The organism is Paracoccus sp. SCSIO 75233, assembly GCF_027912675.1.
GTDB lineage: Bacteria > Pseudomonadota > Alphaproteobacteria > Rhodobacterales > Rhodobacteraceae > Paracoccus.
The window spans coordinates 2,003,842-2,024,733 of the sequence record NZ_CP115757.1; the positions used below are offsets into that span (position 1 = coordinate 2,003,842).

Genomic DNA, 20,892 nt, shown 5'->3' on the forward strand with positions numbered 1-20,892 from the left:
CATGCAGCCCCAGACCGCCACCATCAGCGTCGAGATCCCGGTTCTTGAAACCGACCGCCTGATCCTGCGCGAGCCGCGCAAGTCGGATTGGGACGCGGTCCGCGCATTCGGCATGTCCGACCGCACCCGCTATGTCGGCGGCCCGTTCAGCGAATGGCAGGTCTGGTCCACGCTCGTCTCCCCCATCGGTCACTGGGTGATCCGCGGCTATGGCCTGTGGACGGTCGAGGAAAAAACCACGGGCCGGATCGCTGGCCGCATCGGCGTTATCAACCATATCGACTGGCCGGAACCGGAACTCGGCTGGCATATCTATGACGGTTTCGAGGGCAAGGGCCTCGCCTTTGAGGGCGCGATGGCGGCCCGCAACCATGCCCACGGTGTGATGGGCCTCGGCCCGCTGATCTCGCAGATCCACCCCGAGAACGCCCGCTCGCGCCGACTGGCCGAACGCATGGGCGCGGTCATCGAATCCGAAAGCACCGTGCGCGACACACCCTGCCTGATCTATCGCCACCCGGCGGGGGTTGCCGCATGACCGCCCTGCCCGACGCCCCCATTCTCAAAACCGATCGCCTGACGCTTCGCCCGCCGCAACTCGCTGATTTCGAGGCGTTCGCGACGTTCTACACCAGCCACCGCGCCGAAACCCTCGGCGGCCCGTTCGACCGCAAGGAAGCCTGGAGCGATTTTGCCTCGACTGCTGGACAATGGCTGCTGCGCGGCTACGGGTTCTGGGAAATCACCGACCGTGAAACGGGCGAGAATATCGGTCGCGCCGGGATCTACCACCCCGATTTCTGGCCCGAACCCGAACTGGGTTGGATGATCTACGGCAGCAGCCACGAGGGCCGCGGCATCGCGCAAGAGGCCGCCATCGCTGCCCGCGACGGTGCCGCATATCATTTCGGAATCACCGCGCCGATATCGTCGATAGAGGCCAACAATACCCGCTCCATCGCACTGGCGAAACGCATGGGCGCACGGCCCGACGGCGAATGGGACACCCCTTACGGCCCGATGCTGCGTTTTCGGCATAATGCGCAGGTGACGCCATGACCACCGTTGCCCTGACCACAGCGCGCCTGACCCTGCGCCTGCCCGACGCGCGCGACCACGCTGCCTATTCAGCCTTCTTTGCGGACCCGGAGGCGTCGCATTTCTACGGCGGCCCACTGCGCCCGGATCAGGCTTACGGCGTGCTCTGCCGCGATATCGGTCACTGGCAACTGAAAGGCCACGGCAAGTTCGTGATTGTGGAGAACGGCGAAACCATCGGCGGCTGCGGCATCGTCCACCCCGAAGGCTGGCCGGGTCATGAGTTGACATGGTGGCTCCTGCCTGTCGCACGCGGTCGCGGTATCGCGCAGGAAGCCTCGCATGCCATTCTCTCATGGGCGCGCACGGAACTCGGCTGGACCCAGGTCGAAACCCATTTCCGCGACGAAAATACCGCCGCCCGCCGCCTGACCGAATCCCTCGGCGGGGCAAGGTTTCGCCGCGAAACCTTCCCAGACGGCCACGCCCGCGACATCTACGCCATCCCGACATCGGCGGAGGCGCCGGCATGAAACCCTCTTTCATTCTGGCCCAAATATCCCGGGGGTCCGGGGGCAGCGCCCCCGGCGGCATCACCCTGTATGCACAGCCTGTGTACAACCTGTGTACGCGCGGTGTACGCGCTGTGCCCGCAATCGGAGCGACCAGATGACCGACGACATCACCCGCGCCGCCGAGCTTCTGGCCGAGCATCGCGACAGTATCGACCGCCTCGATGCGATCATCGTTTACACGCTTGCCGAAAGGTTCAAGCGCACTCAGGCCGTGGGAAAACTCAAGGCCGAACACGACCTTCCTCCGTCCGATCCGGCGCGTGAATCCACGCAGATCGAGCGGCTGGAACGCCTCGCGCGCGAGGCCGATCTGGACCCGGAATTCGCGCGCAAATTCCTCAATTTCGTGATCGCGGAAGTCATCCGCCATCACGAAAGCTACCAATCGTAGGGTGCGCGTCACGCGCACCAAACCCTAGCCATTACAAGGAGAAACAAGAATGGCCATGAAAATCCGTCTCGCCCGTGGTGGTTCCAAAAAACGCCCCCACTACGCCATCGTCGCATCCGATTCGCGCATGCCGCGCGACGGCCGCTTTATCGAGAAGCTGGGCACTTATAACCCGCTCCTGCCGAAAGACAGCGAAGAGCGTGTGAAAATGAACATGGAACGCGTCGCCTACTGGCTGGAACAGGGCGCGCAGCCGACCGACCGGATCGCCCGCTTCCTGGAAGCCACCGGCGTCCGCGAGAAGGCCGTCCGCGCCAACATGAAGAAGGCCGAGCCGGGCAAAAAAGCCCAGGAACGCATCAAGGAGCGCGAGGAAAAAGCCGCCGCCGCCAAGGAAGCCGAAGAAGAGGCCAAGCGCGCAGCGGAAGAAGCCAAGAACGCCCCGGCCGAGGAAGCACCCGCCGAAGAAGCGCCCGCAGCGGAAGCCGCTTCGGAATAAGCGCCACGCGGCCCGCTTAACCGGCGGGCCGCTGATCTTTCGGGGGCGCGATGTTCATCTTCCGGCTGATCCGTCTGTGCATTCTGTTGATGCTCGCCTTCGTCGCGGGCATGTTCTTCGAGCGCGGTCACCAGATGGATCTGTGCGAGAAATCGGGCGGGGTCTGGCTGCGTGCCGGGATTTGCGGAGGGCCGTAGGCGATGACTGACAGGATCTGCGTTGGCGCGATTGCCGGAGCATTCGGCGTGCGCGGCGAGGTGCGGCTGAAAAGCTTCACGGCGACGCCTGAGGACATCGCCGCCTATGGTCCGCTGACCACGGAGGATGGCAAGACCAGATTCGCGGTCACCCTGACCCGCCCGGTCACAGGCGGGCTGGGCGCGCGACTATCCGGCGTCGGAACCCGCGAACAGGCGGAGGCGCTTCGGGGCACGACGCTCTGGGCACCGCGCGACGCATTGCCGAGCCTGCCGGATGATGAATTTTACCACGCCGATCTGATCGGGCTGGAGGTATTCGACCCCGGCGGCCAGCCGCTCGGCCGGGTGCGGGCCATTTATGACCACGGCGCGGGCGATATTCTGGAAATCACCGGCAAGCAGACGCTGCTTCTGCCCTTCACCCGTGCTGCGGTCCCGACCGTCGATCTCGCCGCGGGCAGGATCGTCGCGGACCCGCCGGAATCGGACGAGTGACGCGGGTCTTCCTGCATGCCGGTTTTCACAAGACCGGCACCAAAAGCGTGCAGCATTTCCTGCGCAGCAATCGTCCCCTGCTCCGCGACCGCGCCGTGCTGGTCCTGCCTGCGCGGATACGCGGGTTGACCCGGCTCGGCTTCTGGTATCAAGATCTGCCGGAGCCCGATATGCTGGACCGGATGCGCGACGCCTATGCGGATTTCTTTCGCTCGCTGAAACGCCTGCCGGGGCGCGATCTTGTCATCAGCGCCGAGAATATGCTGGGCCGGATGCCGGACGGGCGGTCGGATTGCCCCTATCCGGTGGCGGGGGCACTCTTGCCCGCGATTATCGCCGCGCTGAAATCGCTGCCGCCGCCGGTCGAGATCGTGGTTTACCTGTCGATGCGCACACAGCCCGGCTGGGTGCGCAGCCTATACGCGCATTTCGCCGCGAAACCCGAACAGCCACGATTGACCGAGGACTTCGGCAGGTTCGCAGCACGTTTCACGCATCTGTCGCTGGATTGGGAGGCAGATCGGATCGTTAATGCCCTGCCCGACTGTCCGGTCTCCGCGCAAAATATCGAGACATTGTCGAATGCGCGGTTCGGCATCGCCCAGCCATTCGTCGATTTTCTGGACCTGCCGGAGGGTCGCCTGGCGCAGTTCTCGCCGGTCGAGCATCGTCACCGATCCGCCGATCCCGCCTTGGTTTCGGAGCTGGTCGCGTTGAACCGCAGCGATCTGGATGCGGAGGCTTTGGCGCAAGCGAAGCGCGATCTGATCCGGGCGAATGCGGATGATAAGGGAGAACCACAATGAAATCCCACGGCCGCCTGTCTGCCCAGGCAACGCGCAAACCACGCGACCTGATGGCCGAACCGCAGCGGGTCGGGGCGTGGACGGCGAATGTGATCACACTCTTCCCTGAGGCGTTTCCCGGCGTCCTCGGCCTGTCGCTGACCGGGCGGGCGCTGCATCAGGGGCTGTGGAATCTGCGCACGATCCCGCTCAGGGAACATGGCGTCGGCAAGCATCGCAACGTGGACGACACGCCTGCGGGTGGCGGTGCGGGCATGGTGATCCGGCCTGATGTGATGGATGCGGCGCTGCGCGAGGCTGGCGGGCGGCTGCCTGTCGTCTATCTGTCGCCGCGCGGCAGGCCGCTGACGCAGGCACGCGCGCGGGCATTAGCACAGGGTCCGGGACTGACGCTGATCTGCGGGCGGTTCGAGGGCGTGGATCAGCGCGTGCTGGACGCCCACGAGATCGAGGAAATCAGTATCGGGGATTATATCCTGACCGGCGGAGAGCTTGCCGCTCAGGTCTTGATTGATGCGACGGTTCGGCTTATACCGCGCGTCGTCGGGAATCAGGCATCGCTGGCTGAAGAGTCCTTTTCGGACGGTTTGCTTGAGCACCCGCAATATACTCGCCCCGCCGAGTGGGAAGGCCGCAGGATACCGGATGTCATCATGTCCGGAAATCACGCGGCCATTGCTGCTTGGAGGCGTGAGGAGGCCGAAAGGCTGACCAAAGAACGCCGCCCCGACCTGTGGCGGGCATATCGGGACCGGGAGACCGGCACCCCGCATGACCCGGCAAAGGACGCACAGCTCTCGGGCGCATCACACCAAGCGGGGACCGAACCCGCGCAAGACAAGGATGAACCGCGATGAACCTGATCGCACAGCTCGAAGCCGAGCAGATTGCCGAACTCGGCAAAGACATTCCGGATTTCAAGGCCGGCGACACGATCCGCGTCGGCTACAAAGTGACCGAGGGCACCCGGACCCGTGTGCAGAACTATGAAGGCGTGTGCATCGCCCGCAAAGGCGGCAGCGGCATCGGCGCTAGCTTTACTGTCCGCAAGATTTCCTTCGGCGAAGGCGTGGAACGTGTGTTTCCGCTCTATTCGACCAATATCGACGCTATCACCTTGGTCCGCCGCGGTAAGGTCCGCCGCGCGAAGCTGTACTACCTGCGCGACCGTCGCGGCAAATCGGCCCGTATCGCCGAAGTCACCAACTACAAGCCGAAGGCCGACAAGGCCGACGCCAACGCCTGAGGATCATCGTCATGAAAAAAGACATCCATCCCGATTACCACATGATCGAGGTCAAGATGACCGACGGCACCACCTATCAGGTCCGCTCGACCTGGGGTGCGGAAGGCGACACCATGACGCTGGACATCGACCCGACCTCGCACCCGGCATGGACCGGCGGTTCGGCCCGTCTGATGGACGCGGGCGGTCGTGTCTCGAAGTTCAAAAACAAATATGCGGGCCTGGGTTTCTGATCCCCGCCCACATCGTTTCGGAAACGCCGTCCTTATGGGCGGCGTTTTCTTTTTGCGGCAGCGCAGAAAAAACATTTGTTTGGTTTTCAGAGCACTGTCAACGACACGCCGCGCCCCAACCGAATGGACACAAAGTCGACATATTGCATGGTCATTGTACGCCCGATTCGCGCTGACAATTTTGTGACAAGGGTTCGACTATGTCCGATACTGATACGTTTCACGCCGAAACGGAAATGCTGGCCGACGCGCCACCGAAGAACCAATGGCTTCAATGGCTGGCCGTTGTGGGGCTTGTTTATCTGCTGATCTGCGCTGTCAGCCTGATCGGGACCGGTTTCAAGACCGCGACCGGCGATCAGGCGAAAGAGCTTTTTGCTTTTGCCACCAACCCGTTTGCCGGTCTTGTTGTCGGCACCGTGGCGACGGCGCTGATTCAGTCCTCCTCTACCGTGACCTCGATCATCGTGGGTCTGGTGGCAGGCGGTCTTCCAGTTTCGGTGGCCGTGCCCATGGTTATGGGCGCGAATATCGGCACCTCGATCACCAATACCATCGTCTCGCTCGGGCACGTCCGCGAGAAGAAGGAATTCGCCCGCGCCTTTTCCGCCGCGACCGTGCATGACTTCTTCAACCTTCTCTCAGTGGTGATCTTCCTTCCGCTTGAGATGGCGTTCGGCTTGCTGGAGAAGATCGGCAAGGTTCTTGCCGCGCCCTTCTATAACGGTGCCGATGCCTCGATGGACGGGTTCAACTTCGTGAAGGCAGCAACTTCGCCTGTGACGGATGCGATTTCCGGGCCGATCCTCTCGCTTGGCAATGTCATGGGCGGCGTGCTGCTGATCATCGTCGGCATCGCCATGATCTTCCTGGCGATCAACTATATCGGCAAGCTGCTGAAACGGCTGATGGTCGGCAAGGCGCGTGAGATCATGCACACGGCGATCGGGCGCGGACCGATTGCGGGCATCGCTTCGGGTACGATCGTGACCTGCCTCGTGCAGTCGTCGTCAACCACGACATCGCTGATGGTGCCGCTGGCCGGGTCGGGTGCGTTCGGGCTGAAGCAGATCTATCCCTTCACGCTCGGCGCGAATATCGGCACCTGCCTGACCGCGCTTCTGGCCGCCACTGCCGTGACCGGCAACAGCGAGGCCGCGTTGCAGATCGCCTTCATCCACCTGACTTATAACGTGCTTGGCGTGCTGATCATCTATGGTCTGCCCTTCCTGCGTTATCTGCCTGTGCGGGCGGCGGAATGGCTGGGGCGAACGGCGTCCGAAAACAAATCCATCGCGCTCGCCTATATTCTAGGCGTATTCTTTGTGATCCCGGCAATCTGCCTCGGCATCACGGCCGTGATCTGAACTGGAAAGGCGATATACCATGACTGAACCACGCACCCTCTCCCGCGAGAAGCTGGAGCAAATGATTGGCGAAACCGAGACCTCTCTGACCGACCTGAAAGCGGAACTGACGCGCCGCGATCAGGCCGCCCAGCATCGCGAGATCGACCATCTTGAAGAGCATATGAACTCTGCTGAAACCGGGCTGCGCAGCGTGCGCGATTTCTTCCGGTTGCTGACTGCCGAACTGCGCAAGAGCGAGTCTTAATCAGATCGAAGCGGGCGGCAATTTGTCCACAGCTTTTGTGTGCCGCCCGCTTTTCTTCACCACATCTAGCGGATAGGCTCCGCCCGGTCAGTGCGGAGGCCTAGCGTGGCGCATATTATCGTCGTCGGAAATGAAAAGGGCGGCTCGGGAAAATCCACCACCTCCATGCATGTCGCGACAGCGCTGGCACGGATGGGACATCGCGTCGCCGCGCTTGATCTGGACATCCGGCAGCGGAGCTTCGGGCGGTATCTGGAGAACCGGGCGCATTTTATCGAAACCGAAGGGCTGAGCCTGCCGCTGCCGATGCTGGGCGCATTGAACGCAGCCTCACCGAACGAGACCGATCCGCTGTCCGAAGCCATGTCGGAGCTGGACCCGGTGCATGATTTCATCCTGATCGACTGTCCGGGTTCGCATACGCGGCTGGCGCAGATGGCGCATATGCTGGCCGATACGCTGATCACACCGATGAATGACAGTTTCATCGATTTCGATCTGCTGGCGCGACTGGCACCTGACGGGAAGGTGCTCGGCCCCTCGATCTATTCGGAGATGGTCTGGGGCGCGCGGCAGGGGCGGCAGGCGGCAGGGGCCGGGCCGATCGACTGGGTGGTGCTGCGCAACCGGCTCGGGACGCAGGCGATGCACAACAAGCGCAAGGTCGGCTCTGCACTGACGCAATTGTCGAAGCGGATCGGGTTCCGGGTCGCACCGGGCTTTGCCGAGCGGGTCGTGTTCCGGGAGCTGTTTCCGCGCGGGCTGACGCTGCTGGATCTGAAAGATGTCGGGGGCGAGACGCTCAATATGTCGAACATCGCGGCGCGGCAGGAGTTGCGTGATTTGATTACGACGCTGAACCTGCCGGGCGTGAAGGTGGATTTCTGATCTTCCGGTGATGGTGCGCTGAAGCGCACCCTACGGCGATTGCGGATGTTGTGACGGTGCTGAGGCGCACCCTACGGCGATTGCGGATGTCGTGACGGCGCGCTGAAGCGCACCCTACGGTGATTGTGGATGTCGTGACGGTGCGCTGAAGCGCACCCTACGGCGGTTGTGGATGTCGTGACGGTGCGCTGAGGCGCACCCTACGGCGATTGTGGATGTTGTGACGGTGCGCTGAAGCGCACCCTACGGCGATTGCGGATGTAGGGTGCGCTTCAGCGCACCACACCAATCACAACGCCCGCCAGCCAATATCGCGGCGGCAGAACCCTTCCGGCCAGTCAATGCCGTCGATCAGGGCATAGGCCCGCCCATGCGCTTCGGCGAGGGTTGATCCGCGTCCGGTGGCGGCCAGCACCCTGCCCCCGGTCGCGAGTGTTCTGCCGTCTTTTTCAGAGGTTCCCGCATGGAATATCATGTGGAAACTATCCTCCGCCGTGTCATCCAGCCCGCGAATTTCCGAGCCTTTCTCGTAGCTGCCGGGATAGCCCTTCGCAGCCATCACCACGCTCAGCGCATGATCCGCCGCCCAGTTGACCGTCACCTGATCCAGCCGCCCTTCGGCGCAGGCATGGATCAGATCCAGCGCCTGCGCACCGAGCCGCATCATCAGCGGCTGGCATTCGGGATCGCCGAAGCGGACGTTATATTCGACGAGCCGCGCCCGCCCCTGATCGATCATCAGCCCGGCGTAAAGGACACCTTGAAACGGGGTGCCGCGCGCCGCCATCTCTGCCACTGTCGGGCGGATGATCTGGTCCATCACCTGCTGTTGCAGCGCGTCTGTCAGGATCGGTGCAGGGGAATAGGCCCCCATGCCGCCGGTATTGGGGCCGGTGTCGCCTTCGCCGACCCGCTTATGATCCTGCGCCGTACCGATCGGCAGGCAGTTGATGCCGTCGGAGAGGACGAAGAAGCTGGCCTCCTCGCCCTGCATGAACTCCTCGATCACGACCTCCGCCCCGGCGTCGCCGAACGCACCGTCGAAGATCATGTCGATGGCGGCAAGGGCCTGATCTTCGGTTTCCGCGACGACCACCCCTTTGCCGGCGGCGAGGCCATCCGCCTTGACCACAATAGGCGCGCCCTGCTGCGACACATAATCGTGGGCGGCAGCGGCGTCGGAGAACCGCGCCCAGGCCGCCGTCGGCGCGCCGCAAGCGTCGCAGATTTCCTTGGTGAACGCCTTCGACGCCTCAAGCTGAGCCGCCGCTTTCGATGGCCCGAAGACCAGAACGCCTGCCGCACGCAGCGCATCCGCGACACCGGCGGCAAGCGGGGCTTCGGGGCCGACGACCACCAGATCAACCGCATTCTCAAGCGCGAACTCCGACACCGCGGCACGGGACAGAATATCCAGATCGGCGCATTCGGCCACGGCCGCGATGCCGGGGTTCCCGGGCGCGGCAATCAGCCGGTCGCATTTCGGATTCTGCCGGATCGCCCAGGCCAGCGCATGTTCCCGCCCGCCACTGCCGAGAATGAGGATATTCATCTGTCGCCCCTGCCTTCGCTGATCGTTGCTGCCTATTAGAAGCAGCGGGCCAGCAGTGCAAGGAAGCGGCTAGTTCTCGCAGCCCACGCCATCGCCGTCACGGTCGAGATCGTAGATATCCTGCCCGACGACATAGACCGGCCCCTGCACATAGGCGGGACCGTTGCCGCTGCCGCCTGCGCAATCGACATCTGATGCAACGGGGACGCAGGCGCCTTCGTAATTCGGATCGCATTGCTGGGCGAGCGTGACGGAAGGTGCGGCAAAAAGGAACGAGGAAATCAGTACAATACGAATGCGTGTCATGGATTTTCTGGAATGAAGGTTAGGAACTGACGGGCCACGTTAACCTTGATTAACGGCGCAAACCAGCCTCGCCCCGTTTCGCCTCTGCCGCGTTCCGTCTGGGCCGTTGCGTACAGCGCCTCGCTGCGGCAAAACGGTCGCATGTCCGACCTGTTTGAAGAGCCGGAAACCGGCAGCAATACGCCCCCCCTCTCCGTGTCGGAAATTTCCGGCGCGGTTAAGCGCGTGATCGAAGGCGAATTCGGGCGGGTCCGCGTCCGGGGGGAGATCGGGCGCGTGTCGATGCCGCGCTCTGGTCACGTCTATTTCGATCTGAAGGACGACCGGGCCGTGATCGCGGCGGTCAGCTGGAAAGGTCAGGCCGCACGGCTGACCCAGAAGCCCGAGGAGGGGTTGGAGGTCATCGCGACCGGCAAGCTGACCACCTTTGCCGGGCAATCGAAATATCAGTTGATCGTCGACGAGTTGGAACCAGCAGGGGCCGGGGCATTGATGGCCATGCTGGAAAAGCGCCGCAAAGCACTCGCTGCCGAGGGGCTGTTCGATGCGGAGCGCAAGAAGCCCCTGCCCTTCCTGCCGCGTGTGATCGGCGTTGTGACCTCGCCGTCCGGCGCGGTGATCCGGGATATTCTGCACCGGCTGCGCGACCGCTTCCCAAGCCATGTACTGATCTGGCCGGTGGCCGTTCAGGGCGCGGCAAGTGCAGGTGAGGTCGCGGCAGGAATTCGCGGCTTCAATGCACTGCCCAAGGGCGGGCCGATCCCGCGACCCGATCTGTTGATCGTGGCGCGTGGCGGCGGCTCGCTGGAGGATCTTTGGGGCTTCAACGAGGAGGTTGTGGTCCGCGCCGCCGCTGAAAGCCAGATCCCGCTGATTTCAGCGGTCGGGCATGAAACCGACACAACGCTGATCGACTTCGCCGCCGACCGCCGCGCACCGACACCGACTGCGGCGGCTGAGATAGCGGTTCCGGTGCGGCGCGAACTTGGGGCGCAGCTACAGCAGGCACGGCTGCGAATGACGCAGGCCATGGGTCAGCGTCAGGACCGGATGTCGCAGCGTCTGGTCGATCTGGGCCGCGCGCTCGGCCGGCCGCAGGCGCTGACCGAAGGGGCGCGGCAGCGGCTGGATTTCCGGGGCAGCGCATTGGAACCGGCTCTGCGCAATTTCGTGCATCGCCGCCGTGATCAGCTGAGCGGTCTGCGCCTGACACCAGCGATGCTGCTGCGGATCACCGAACGGACCCGGACCGGGCTGGATACGGTGACGCAGCGTCTTGGCACGGCAGCAAGAGCGCCCAATGATCGCCGCAAGGACCGGCTGGACGGGTTGACGCAGCGGTTGGAGAACGGGCGCAGCAGGGTTTTCGCCGACGCCCGCCGGAAATCCGCCGAGAACCGCGAAAAGCTGGGGCTGCTCGACAAGCGGATGCAGGCCGCTTTCGGTCGGGGAATTTCACAGCGTGACGAGGTGCTGAACCGGCTGGACCGGATGCGGGTGTCGCTGGGTTACACGCAAACGCTCGCACGCGGCTTTGCCGTGGTCCGGGATGATGCGGGTCAGGTGCTGACCACAGCGGACGCAGCAAATGAGGCAACGCGGATGGAGATCGAGTTCGCCGATGGCAAGCTGCCGGTGCGGAATGATCGCGACCCTCAGGGATCCTTGTTCTGATCCGGGGAGGGACGCGGATGATCGTCCCATTCGTCTGACAGGATCCGCTCGGCATCGCCTTTCGGATCGTCGTATTGCCGTGATTTCAGCGACCACATGAAGGCGACGAGCCCGGTTGCGCCGAGGATCAGGGATACCGGGATAAGCAGCGCAAGTATCTCCATCAGCGCAACCTCAGGGCATTAAGCGTGACCGAGATCGAGCTTGCCGACATGGCGAGCGCGGCCAGCAGCGGCGTGGCCAGCCCCACCATTGCGAAGGGCACGGCGACGATATTGTAGAGGATCGAAATCGCGAAATTCTGCTTGATCCGGGTCCGCGCCTTCATCGCCATATCGAGCGCATCCGCCACAGGCGAAAGCTCCTGCCCGGTCAGAACGATGTCGGAGGCGACCCGTGCCGCGTCCAGCCCCGTGGCGGGGGAAATCGACACATGCGCGCGGGCCAGCGCCGCCGTGTCGTTCAGACCGTCGCCAACCATCAGCACTTTTGCGCCGGACTGGGCGAGCGATGCGACCTCGGCCTCTTTCTCTGCCGGGGTCACGCCAGCGCGGTAATCGGTTATGCCGAGTTCGGCGGCAGCGCGAGCAACCGCTGCCTCCGTATCACCCGACAGCATGATGACGCGCGTCCCTCGGGCGGTCAGCGCCGCGATGCAATACGTCGCGCCCGGTCGCAGGGCGTCGGCAAAGCGCAGCACCACGGGGGACCACCCTTCCACGGCCAGCACGCTGACCGGACCATCCGCATCCGGCGCGTCCGCCCCGACCCAATCGGCGCGGCCCAGACGGACGCGTCTGCCCTGCCATTCGGCTTCTACCCCATAGCCGGGGATTTCGGTCGTGCGGTCGATCTCCCCTTCGGAAACGCCTGCTGCCCGAAGTGCGGCGCTTAGCGCTTGCGACAGGGGGTGGTTTGATCCCGCAGCAATTGCGGCAGCAACAGGGCGCAAATCCTCGGGCAGGTCGGTCAGGTTGGTCAGTTCCGGCTTGCCAAGTGTCAGCGTGCCGGTTTTGTCGAAGACGACGGTATCGACCTCCGCCAGCCGCTCAAGCGCGGTGCCATCCTTGATGAGCAGCCCCTTGCGGAACAGCCGCCCGGACGCAGAGGTCACCACTGCCGGCACAGCAAGGCCAAGCGCACAAGGGCAGGTGATAATCAGCACCGCCGCCGCGACGTTCAGCGAAATCCGCCAATCGCCGGACAGATACATCCACGCCGCGAAAGACAGCAGCGCCAGCAGATGCACCACGGGCGCATAGGCGCGCGAGGCGCGTTCGGCGAGCGAGGCATAATGCCCCCGCGTCGCCTCCGCCATCGCCACCAGATCGGCCAGCCGGGACAGGGAACTGTCGCGCCCCGCTGCCGTGACGCGCAGATCCAGCCTGCCGGTCAGATTGACCTCCCCCGCAGACAGCTCCGCACCGGGGCCGGCCCGCACGGGCAGGCTTTCGCCCGTCAGCAGCGAGCGGTCGATTTCCGACATGCCCGCGATCACCGTGCCATCGGCGGGCAGTCGCGCCCCGGGACGCACCCGGATCACGTCGCCGGGGGTGAGGTCTGCGACATTTACCTGCTCCTCGATCCCGTCAACAAGGCGGGTTGCGCGAGGCACCTCCAGCGCAGTCAGTTCCTCCGCCGCCGAACGGGCAACGGCGCGGGTGCGGTAGTCCAGATAGCGCCCGACCAGCAGGAAGAAACACAGCATGACCGCCGCGTCGAAATAGGCGTGCTTGCCGGATTGCGAGGTCTCGAACAGCGAAATCGCCGTGGCGAGGATCAGCGCCAGAGAGATCGGCACATCCATCCCGAGCCTGCCCGATTTCAGGCTGCGCCATGCGCTTGCGAAGAAGGGCTGGCCCGCAAAAATCACCGTCGGCAGCGCGATGACCGCCGAGATCCAGTGGAACATATCCCGCGTCGCACCCTCTGCCCCCGCCCAGACGGCGATGGAGAGGATCATGATATTCATCATCGCGAAACCGGCCACGCCGATGCGCATCAGAATATCGCGGCCCTGCCGGTCGGCGGCGGTCGAACTCAGGGCAGCGGGATCAAGCTCATGCGCCTCGTAGCCGATCTGTTCCAGTACCGGAATGAACTCCGCCGCCTCATGTCCGGGCGCGTCGATCATCACCCGACGCAAACTCAGATTGACGCGGGCGGAGCGGACGCCGGGCTGCCCGTTCAGGGCGCGTTCGACATCGGTGATGCAGGCCGCGCAGTGTGCCGTTGGCAAGGACAGGACGATGTCGCCGCCCTTCATCGAGGCGTCTGCAACCCGCATGGCAAGAGGCGCGGCATCGCAGGCGGGACAGGCGCTGAGCCGTGACGAATATGTCCTGTCCGCGCTCAGATCCGCCATATCAGCTACTCACCATAGACCCCGGATAATCCGACAGGCGCTGACGGAAGATGGTGCCATCAGGGGCATCCGCCTCCAGATGCAGGACCCATGCACCGGGCGCCAGCGAAACATCAGCAACCCATAGACCACCCGCATAGCGCATGTCAGGCGACACATCGTCACGCTTCTGCGTCGGGCGGCTGACGATGACGCGAAGCGCCTGAACCGGGGCGGGCATGCCCTGCTGATCCATGATGCGGATGGTCAGCACCTCCCCGTCATAGCTGGGCACGACGTTCCAGCCCAGAGCCTCCTGCGCGGCGCGTTCCCGGTCGAAATTCTGGGAGGCAACATAGGAATTCGCGACCTCCAGCCCGGGAAAGGTCTGCACGGCCTGAACGGCGAGGACGATATTCACCCCGATGATGACCCCGAACAGCCCCACGAAGGCCAGCAGCATCCGGCGGCCGGTCAGCTTCTTCCGCCCGGTGAACAGCAGAAACGGCAAGAAGAAGATCGCAGCCACGACCAGCACGAGAATGAGGCTCAGAATCAGTGCGTTCAATTCTGCAAACAGGCCCATGCTCAGTTCCTTCCGTGAAAAACAGTATCGACACCGGATTGCGTGCCCGTGTCATCGCTGACAACCAACATGATCTCGGAGGTTTTGTCCTGCGTCAGGGGCGATCCCGCTGCCGCGGTCAGGTAAATCCGGATTGTCGCGGTTTCATCTGCCGGCACCTCGGTAATATTCCCGTCGGCCCCTTCAATCGCAAGCTGGAGATCCGGCAATGCGCCACCATCCTCATCAAGCGCCGCGATCGTGAACGGTGTTTCCTGGCCCTGTTTGTTGCGCAGCCGCATCTCGTAGGTATTGCGGATGGCACCGTCAGACAGCGTCACAAATAGCGGGTTCCTGACCGGCGTCACGTTCAGGTCGAACGGCGAGCGCATGAAAAGTGCGACCAGCAGCCCGACGCCGATGGCGGACCACAGCCCGAAATACAGCAGCGTGCGGAACCGCAGAACATGGCGCAGCAGCGAGTCGCCCTCCTGCCCGGTCCGCTCCGCCGTTTCGTCCTTGAGCGCCATATAGTCGATCAGCCCGCGCGGCTTACCGATCCGTTCCATGATCTCATCGCAGGCATCGATGCAGAGCGCGCAGGTGATGCATTCGAGCTGCTGGCCGTCGCGGATGTCGATGCCCATCGGGCAGACATTGACGCAGGCGAAACAGTCGATGCAGTCGCCCTTTTCTCCCGGCGGAATATCGGACTTCGTCTGCTCGCCCTTGCGGATCTTGCCGCGATCCTCGCCCCGCCACTCGCGATAAGCGACGGTCAGGGTATCCTCGTCCATCATGGCACCCTGAATGCGCGGCCAGGGGCAGGCATAGATGCAGATCTGTTCGCGTGCAAACCCGCCGAAGAAGAAGGTCGTGAAGGTCATGATCGCAATGGTCATATAGGCGACGGGATGTGCCTGCCCGGTCAGCAGATTGCCCATCAGCGTCGGCGCATCGGTGTAGAAGAACACCCACGCCCCGCCGGTCGCCAGCCCGATCAGCAGCCATATCAGCCATTTGGTTGCCCGTAGCCGGATCTTCCGCGCATCCCATTTCGCGCGATAGAGCCGGATTTGCGCGTTCCGGTCGCCCTCGACCCAGCGTTCGACATGGGTAAATAAGTCGGTCCACACCGTCTGCGGGCAGGCATAGCCACACCAGACCCGGCCCAGTGCGGAGGTAAACAGGAACAGCCCCAGCCCCGCCATGACCAGCAGCCCGGCCACGAAATAGAATTCATGCGGCCAGATCTCGATCCAGAAGAAGAAAAAGCGCCGGTTCGCAAGATCGACGAGAACCGCCTGATCCGGCATTCCGGGTCCGCGGTCCCAGCGAATCCAGGGGGTAACGTAGTAAATCGCCAGCGCGATTCCCATGATCGCCCATTTCAGGCGGCGGAAGCGGCCCCGTACGGCTTTCGGGAAAATCGGCTCTCTGGCTGCGTAAAGGCTCGGCGGATCCATATCCGGCGTCGACATGCACTGGCTCCTGTTGCGATCCCTGTGACTTAACGTCGATTGCAGTTTAAAATCTTGACCTGCATCAAGCCACGTCAGAAATTATGCATCTTCACTGCGGAATTTCCTACTCTGGCCGGTCTTCCCCGGCCAAAGGGAATTCTGCGCGATTTTTTCCGGATGCCATTCTTGCCGGGAAAAGGACGCCGGCCCCTCAGGAAACGCGCGAACAGGACGAGGGGCCGGCACCATTCCGGCGACCTAAGCCGCCGAAATTACTGTATTATTCACCGCCACCAAGGCTGTGAACGTAGTAGGAGACTGCGCGGATGTCATCTTCGGACAGGCGCGGCGACCAGTTGGGCATGACACCGAAGCGGGCATTGGAGACCGATTCGCGGATCGTCGCCTCGTCACCACCATAGAGCCAGATCGCGTCGGTGAGATCGGGCGCACCCTGCATCCGGTCGCCGGTCCCGTCATCCATGTGGCAAAGCGCACAATTGTCGGCGTAGATCTGCTGACCAGCCTCGGCCTGATCGGCGTCATGTTCCTGCCCGGACATGGCGAGAACCGTCTGCACGACCTGATCGATGGATTCGTCGTCCAAAATCTCATCCGCACCGAAACGCGGCATTTCCGAATAGCGCGCATCCGCGTCATCCTCGTTACGGATGCCGTGGCTGACGGTGGTGTGGATCTCCTCAAGGGAGCCGCCCCAGAGCCAGTCATTGTCCAGCAGGTTCGGATAGCCACGCGCACCGGCGGCACCCGAGCCGTGACACTGTGCACACCATGTCGCAAAGACCGCGCGGCCTGCATTCATGGAGTAGTTGGCCAGTTCCGGATTGTCCCCGATCGCATTCAGATCAGCCTCGACAAGGGCCTGCTGCACATCGGCATTGGCCTCGTCATAACGCTGGATTTCAGCGGCGACTTCCTTGCGGTAGTTCGTCCCCAGAAGCCCCTGCGTCGCACCGTTCACCAGCGGCCATGCCGGGTAGGCAACGGTGTACAGGATCGCCCAGACGATAGTGGCGTAGAAGGTCCACAACCACCAGCGGGGCAGCGGGTTATCGTACTCCTTGATCCCGTCCCAAGTATGCCCGGTGGAGGCGACCTCGGTCACCATGCCCCCGGCCTTCTGCTTGCCGGTACGCGGACCGGCGCGGCGTTGTGCGGGCTGCTTTTTCGCCCCGGCCTCGGTTCCGGTCTGCTGCTGGGCGATTTCGGATGCGTGATCCTTGTCCGCCGCCGCGCGTTCCAGTTCTATCCGGTTGTCCGGGTTTTGCGGGCTGCCATGCTCGTTGGTCTTGTCGTTATCAGCCATCACACCACCTCCTTTTCAAATCGCGGCGGGCTGGGCCGGTTCTCGTCATGGCGAAAAATGCTCTCTGCCGCGTCGTCGTGCAGCTTTGCCGAACCCGGTCGAAACGCCCAGAAAACGACGAAGAGAAACACGAGCACAAGCGCAAGCAGCGCCCAGCTATCGGCAAATTCACGCATCAGGCTATAGATATCCATCCTTGCCCCCTTAGCGGTTCGGGTCGGGTTCGAAGGTCGAGAAATCGACCAGCGTACCGAGCATTTGCAGATAGGCGATCAGAGCGTCCATTTCGGATACGCCGGGCTGGCGGTCGAAATTGCGCTGCTGCATCTTCGGATAGCGCTCTTCCATGCCCTCGGAGTCCCCAAACGGATCGGCCTGCGCGAGGAAATCCTCGCGCGCGACTTCGATCATCTCGTCGGTGTAGGGCACGCCGACCATGGCCTCGGTCCGAACCCGCTGCACCATATCCTCACCCGTCAGCATCCGGTTTTCGAGGAAGCCGTAAGACGGCATGATCGATTCCGGCACAACGGATTGCGGATTGCGCAGGTGGTCCAGATGCCATTCATCCGAATACCGTCCGCCGACACGGGCCAGATCCGGCCCGGTCCGCTTCGACCCCCATTGGAACGGGTGGTCGTATTTGGATTCCGCGGCGAGGCTGTAATGGCCGTACCGCTCCACCTCGTCGCGCATCGGACGGATCATCTGGCTGTGGCAGACGTAACACCCTTCGCGGATGTAGACGTCACGACCAGCCAGCTCCAGCGGCGTGTAGGGGCGCATCCCTTCGACATCTTCAATCGTGTTGTCGAGGTAGAAGAGCGGCGCGATCTCCACGATGCCGCCGACCGTGACGACAAGGAAGGAACAGACCAGCAGAAGCGTCGCGTTCTTTTCGAGGATCTTATGCTTTGCAAGAATTGACATGGCTCGTCCCCTTATTCTGCCGGCACGGTGGCGGTCGTGGAGTGGACGCGGTCCTGACGATTGACCGTCGCCCACAGGTTATAGGCCATGATCAGAGCACCGCTCAGATACAGCGTACCACCGAGGAAGCGCACCACGTTCATGGCGTATTTGGCCTGAACGGTGTCGGCAAAGGCGTTCACGAGGAAGCCCTGGCTGTCGACTTCGCGCCACATCAGGCCTTCCATGATGCCCGAGACCCACATCGAAGCCGCGTAGAGCACCAGACCGATGGTGGCGAGCCAGAAATGCCAGCTGACCAGCTGCAGGCTGTACAGCCGCTCGCGCCCCCAGAGTTTCGGCACCAGATAGTACAGCGCGCCGAAGGTGATCATGCCGTTCCAGCCAAGCGCGCCGGAATGGACGTGACCGATGGTCCAGTCGGTGTAGTGCGACAGCGAGTTGACGGCCTTGATCGACATCATCGGACCTTCAAAGGTCGCCATGCCGTAGAAGCCGACCGCGACAACCATCATCCGGATGATCGGATCTGTGCGCAGCTTGTCCCATGCGCCCGACAGCGTCATCAGACCGTTGATCATGCCACCCCAGCTCGGCATCCACAGCATGATGGAGAAGACCATGCCCAGCGTCGACGCCCAGTCAGGCAGCGCGGTGTAGTGCAGGTGGTGCGGACCGGCCCAGATGTAAAGGAAGATCAGCGCCCAGAAGTGGATGATCGACAGCTTGTAGCTGTAGACGGGACGTTCGGCCTGTTTCGGAATGAAGTAATACATCATCCCGAGGAAGCCTGCGGTCAGGAAGAAGCCCACGGCGTTGTGGCCGTACCACCATTGCACCATGGCGTCCTGCACACCGGCAAAGACCTGCACGGATTTCGCGCCGAAGATGCTGACCGGGATGGCGAGGTTGTTGACCACATGCAGAAGCGCAATGGTCACGATAAAGGCCAGATAGAACCAGTTCGCCACATAGATATGCGGCTCACGGCGCTTCATGATCGTGCCGAGATAGATCAGCAGGTAGACGACCCAGACCAGCGTCAGCCACCAGTCGACATACCATTCAGGCTCGGCATATTCCTTCGACTGCGTTGCGCCGAGGATATAGCCGGTCGCGGCGAGGACGATGAAAAGCTGGTAGCCCCAGAAGACGAACCAGACGGCATTGCCGCCCCAGAGCCGCGCCGCGCAGGTCCGCTGAACGACATAGAACGACGTTGCCAGCAGCGCGTTACCGCCAAAGGCGAAAATCACGGCTGACGTGTGGAGAGGACGGAGCTTGCCGAAGTTGAGATAGCCTTGGGCTGCATCCGAAAAATTCAGCGCAGGCCATGCGAGCTGCGCGGCAATGGTCACACCGACCAGAAAGCCGACGACGCCCCAAAAGACCGTCGCGATAACGCCGGCACGGATCACACCATCCTGATAGCTGCCCTGATCGGCAACCGGATGCGGTTCATCCGTGCGGCGCAGAAAATAAATGAAGAAGCTGGCGGCGAACAGCATTACGATCGCCATATTGACCGTATAGGCGAGATCGCGACCGTATCCTGCCGCAATTGCGGCTACGACTGCGATCAGACCAAGCACGATCAGCTTGATATAATCCGACATTTTCCCGTCCCCTTTCGACGTGCAAACAGCACCCGATTCGCACATCACGCGCAATTCGGGCACTTTCACACAAGCTAGCAGTAATAGCGGCCCGCCCTATAATCCTTGATCTGCATCAAGTCTATGTGAGCAATTCGCATCTATGCTGTCTTGTGACGCACCCATAATACCCGCATGAGACAACGGCGCGACGGCACGATGATCGCCTGTCCGCATGAAGGCACGCCGATACGCAGTTCATTGCATCAAAAGGAGCGACTTATGGCCTACAAAACGATCCTGACCGTTCTGTCCAACGAAACCCAGACCGCCCAACTCGACGCAGCCATTGCCGCCGCCCGCAAGGAAGACGCGCATCTGGAGGTGTTCTGCCTCGGCGTGGATCACGCGCAGGCCGGGTACTACTATGCCGGGGCCTCGGCCTATGTGTTTCAGGAGGCCATCGACAAGGCACTCGACGCCGCCGAACAGCTGGAAAAATTCGTGCGCGGCAAGCTTGAGGCGGAGGAGATCCGCTGGTCGACGGAAAGCGCGGTCGCGCAAGTCGGCGGGCTGACAACACTGATCGGCATGCGGGCGCGCTTTGCCGATCTGGTGGTCTTGGGGCAACCTTATGCCGAATCCGCCCCCGCCGAAGCCGAGGCCGTCACCGAAGCCGCCCTGTTCGAGGGGTCTGCCCCGGTTCTGATCGTGCCGGAAGGCGGTCTGCCCCAGAATTTCGGCAACAAGATCCTTGTCGCGTGGAGCCAGACCGAAGAGGCCATGACCTCGGTCCGCCGCGCCCTGCCGCTGCTGAAGCGCGCGGAAAGCGTGGAGATCACGGTTGTCGATCCCTCGCCAAACGGGCCGGAACGCTCCGATCCCGGCGGCGCACTCAGCCAGATGCTGTCGCGGCATGGGGTGAATGTCGAAATCGCGGTTCTTGCCCGGACCCTGCCCCAGACCAGCGATATTCTGAGCCAGCGCGCGACCGAAATCGGCGCCGATCTGATCGTCATGGGTGCTTACGGTCATTCGCGCTTCCGCGAAGCCATTCTTGGGGGCACGACGCGAAGCATGCTGAGCAAATCGAACCTGCCGGTGCTGATGGCACGGTAGGATCGGCATCTGCGCCCGGTCGGCTTCGTACC

General features: G+C 62.8%; 26 protein-coding genes. 16 read left to right on the top strand and 10 right to left on the bottom strand.

The features are described 5' to 3' along the window. Position 1: 1 nt before the first annotated feature. The 14 genes from PAF12_RS09685 to PAF12_RS09750 all read left to right on the top strand — a co-directional run bounded on the left by PAF12_RS09685 (position 2) and on the right by PAF12_RS09750 (position 7,985). A complete protein-coding gene (locus tag PAF12_RS09685) occupies positions 2–538 on the top strand; it encodes a GNAT family N-acetyltransferase (protein WP_271106726.1) in 537 nt (178 codons plus the stop codon). Further along, positions 535–1,059 carry a GNAT family N-acetyltransferase gene (locus PAF12_RS09690; RefSeq protein WP_271106727.1) on the top strand — a complete coding sequence of 175 codons (525 nt, stop codon included), beginning with the start codon at positions 535–537 and terminating at the stop codon, positions 1,057–1,059. The genes PAF12_RS09685 and PAF12_RS09690 overlap by 4 nt, the downstream gene beginning before the upstream one ends. Then, positions 1,056–1,571, top strand: coding sequence for a GNAT family N-acetyltransferase (locus PAF12_RS09695; protein ID WP_271106728.1), 516 nt, complete (start codon positions 1,056–1,058; stop codon positions 1,569–1,571). Before PAF12_RS09690 ends, PAF12_RS09695 begins: the two co-directional genes overlap by 4 nt. 136 nt (positions 1,572–1,707) lie before the next feature. Further along, positions 1,708–2,004, top strand: coding sequence for a chorismate mutase (locus PAF12_RS09700; protein WP_271106729.1), 297 nt, complete (start codon positions 1,708–1,710; stop codon positions 2,002–2,004). A gap of 49 nt (positions 2,005–2,053) precedes the next feature. Then, entirely contained in the window at positions 2,054–2,503 is a 450-nt protein-coding gene (rpsP, locus tag PAF12_RS09705) for a 30S ribosomal protein S16 (protein WP_271106730.1), read from the top strand. Between the two features lie 50 nt (positions 2,504–2,553). Beyond that, a complete protein-coding gene (locus tag PAF12_RS09710) occupies positions 2,554–2,700 on the top strand; it encodes a hypothetical protein (RefSeq protein WP_271109723.1) in 147 nt (48 codons plus the stop codon). A 3-nt stretch (positions 2,701–2,703) separates the two neighbouring features. Then, complete coding sequence (gene rimM / locus PAF12_RS09715) at positions 2,704–3,198, top strand: ribosome maturation factor RimM (protein ID WP_271106731.1); 495 nt, start codon at positions 2,704–2,706, stop codon at positions 3,196–3,198. Then, positions 3,195–4,004: a hypothetical protein gene (locus PAF12_RS09720; protein ID WP_271106732.1), complete on the top strand. Its 810-nt coding sequence runs from the start codon at positions 3,195–3,197 to the stop codon at positions 4,002–4,004. The genes rimM and PAF12_RS09720 overlap by 4 nt, the downstream gene beginning before the upstream one ends. Further along, positions 4,001–4,861 (top strand): tRNA (guanosine(37)-N1)-methyltransferase TrmD, encoded by an 861-nt coding sequence (gene trmD, locus PAF12_RS09725; protein WP_271106733.1) that lies wholly within the window; start codon positions 4,001–4,003, stop codon positions 4,859–4,861. The genes PAF12_RS09720 and trmD overlap by 4 nt, the downstream gene beginning before the upstream one ends. Beyond that, complete coding sequence (gene rplS, locus PAF12_RS09730; RefSeq protein ID WP_271106734.1) at positions 4,858–5,250, top strand: 50S ribosomal protein L19; 393 nt, start codon at positions 4,858–4,860, stop codon at positions 5,248–5,250. The genes trmD and rplS overlap by 4 nt, the downstream gene beginning before the upstream one ends. A gap of 11 nt (positions 5,251–5,261) precedes the next feature. After that, on the top strand, positions 5,262–5,483 hold the full coding sequence (rpmE, locus tag PAF12_RS09735) for a 50S ribosomal protein L31 (RefSeq protein WP_271106735.1): 222 nt from the start codon (positions 5,262–5,264) through the stop codon (positions 5,481–5,483). A 200-nt stretch (positions 5,484–5,683) separates the two neighbouring features. Beyond that, entirely contained in the window at positions 5,684–6,850 is a 1,167-nt protein-coding gene (locus tag PAF12_RS09740) for a Na/Pi symporter (protein WP_271106736.1), read from the top strand. 19 nt (positions 6,851–6,869) lie between these two features. Beyond that, entirely contained in the window at positions 6,870–7,097 is a 228-nt protein-coding gene (locus PAF12_RS09745) for a hypothetical protein (protein WP_271106737.1), read from the top strand. 105 nt (positions 7,098–7,202) lie between these two features. Then, complete coding sequence (locus PAF12_RS09750; protein WP_271106738.1) at positions 7,203–7,985, top strand: division plane positioning ATPase MipZ; 783 nt, start codon at positions 7,203–7,205, stop codon at positions 7,983–7,985. A 289-nt stretch (positions 7,986–8,274) separates the two neighbouring features. Here PAF12_RS09750 and purD read toward each other — a convergent pair whose 3' ends face one another. Together purD and PAF12_RS09760 are read right to left on the bottom strand one after the other, a co-directional pair. Continuing rightward, the gene (gene purD / locus PAF12_RS09755) at positions 8,275–9,537 is read right to left on the bottom strand and encodes a phosphoribosylamine--glycine ligase (protein WP_271106739.1); all 1,263 of its coding nucleotides are present in this window, start codon (positions 9,535–9,537) and stop codon (positions 8,275–8,277) included. A gap of 69 nt (positions 9,538–9,606) precedes the next feature. Beyond that, on the bottom strand, positions 9,607–9,843 hold the full coding sequence (locus PAF12_RS09760; protein ID WP_271106740.1) for an excalibur calcium-binding domain-containing protein: 237 nt from the start codon (positions 9,841–9,843) through the stop codon (positions 9,607–9,609). A gap of 141 nt (positions 9,844–9,984) precedes the next feature. Between PAF12_RS09760 and xseA the strand changes: the two genes are divergently transcribed. Next, positions 9,985–11,517 carry an exodeoxyribonuclease VII large subunit gene (gene xseA, locus PAF12_RS09765; RefSeq protein WP_271106741.1) on the top strand — a complete coding sequence of 511 codons (1,533 nt, stop codon included), beginning with the start codon at positions 9,985–9,987 and terminating at the stop codon, positions 11,515–11,517. Here xseA and ccoS read toward each other — a convergent pair. The 8 genes from ccoS to ccoN form a co-directional block, all read right to left on the bottom strand. Beyond that, a complete protein-coding gene (ccoS, locus tag PAF12_RS09770; protein WP_271106742.1) occupies positions 11,499–11,681 on the bottom strand; it encodes a cbb3-type cytochrome oxidase assembly protein CcoS in 183 nt (60 codons plus the stop codon). The genes xseA and ccoS overlap by 19 nt on opposite strands. Then, entirely contained in the window at positions 11,681–13,882 is a 2,202-nt protein-coding gene (locus tag PAF12_RS09775) for a heavy metal translocating P-type ATPase (RefSeq protein WP_271106743.1), read from the bottom strand. Before PAF12_RS09775 ends, ccoS begins: the two co-directional genes overlap by 1 nt. 1 nt (position 13,883) lies before the next feature. Further along, positions 13,884–14,447, bottom strand: a complete 564-nt coding sequence (locus PAF12_RS09780; RefSeq protein WP_271106744.1) for a FixH family protein — start codon at positions 14,445–14,447, stop codon at positions 13,884–13,886. Between the two features lie 2 nt (positions 14,448–14,449). After that, complete coding sequence (ccoG, locus tag PAF12_RS09785) at positions 14,450–15,907, bottom strand: cytochrome c oxidase accessory protein CcoG (RefSeq protein WP_271106745.1); 1,458 nt, start codon at positions 15,905–15,907, stop codon at positions 14,450–14,452. A gap of 262 nt (positions 15,908–16,169) precedes the next feature. Next, on the bottom strand, positions 16,170–17,216 hold the full coding sequence (gene ccoP / locus PAF12_RS09790; protein WP_271106746.1) for a cytochrome-c oxidase, cbb3-type subunit III: 1,047 nt from the start codon (positions 17,214–17,216) through the stop codon (positions 16,170–16,172). Beyond that, entirely contained in the window at positions 17,216–17,410 is a 195-nt protein-coding gene (locus PAF12_RS09795) for a cbb3-type cytochrome c oxidase subunit 3 (RefSeq protein WP_271106747.1), read from the bottom strand. The genes ccoP and PAF12_RS09795 overlap by 1 nt, the downstream gene beginning before the upstream one ends. A gap of 10 nt (positions 17,411–17,420) precedes the next feature. Further along, complete coding sequence (gene ccoO / locus PAF12_RS09800) at positions 17,421–18,146, bottom strand: cytochrome-c oxidase, cbb3-type subunit II (protein ID WP_271106748.1); 726 nt, start codon at positions 18,144–18,146, stop codon at positions 17,421–17,423. 11 nt (positions 18,147–18,157) lie between these two features. After that, the gene (gene ccoN / locus PAF12_RS09805; protein ID WP_271106749.1) at positions 18,158–19,762 is read right to left on the bottom strand and encodes a cytochrome-c oxidase, cbb3-type subunit I; all 1,605 of its coding nucleotides are present in this window, start codon (positions 19,760–19,762) and stop codon (positions 18,158–18,160) included. Between the two features lie 261 nt (positions 19,763–20,023). Between ccoN and PAF12_RS09810 the strand changes: the two genes are divergently transcribed. Next, on the top strand, positions 20,024–20,860 hold the full coding sequence (locus PAF12_RS09810) for a universal stress protein (RefSeq protein ID WP_271106750.1): 837 nt from the start codon (positions 20,024–20,026) through the stop codon (positions 20,858–20,860). Positions 20,861–20,892: the final 32 nt, after the last annotated feature.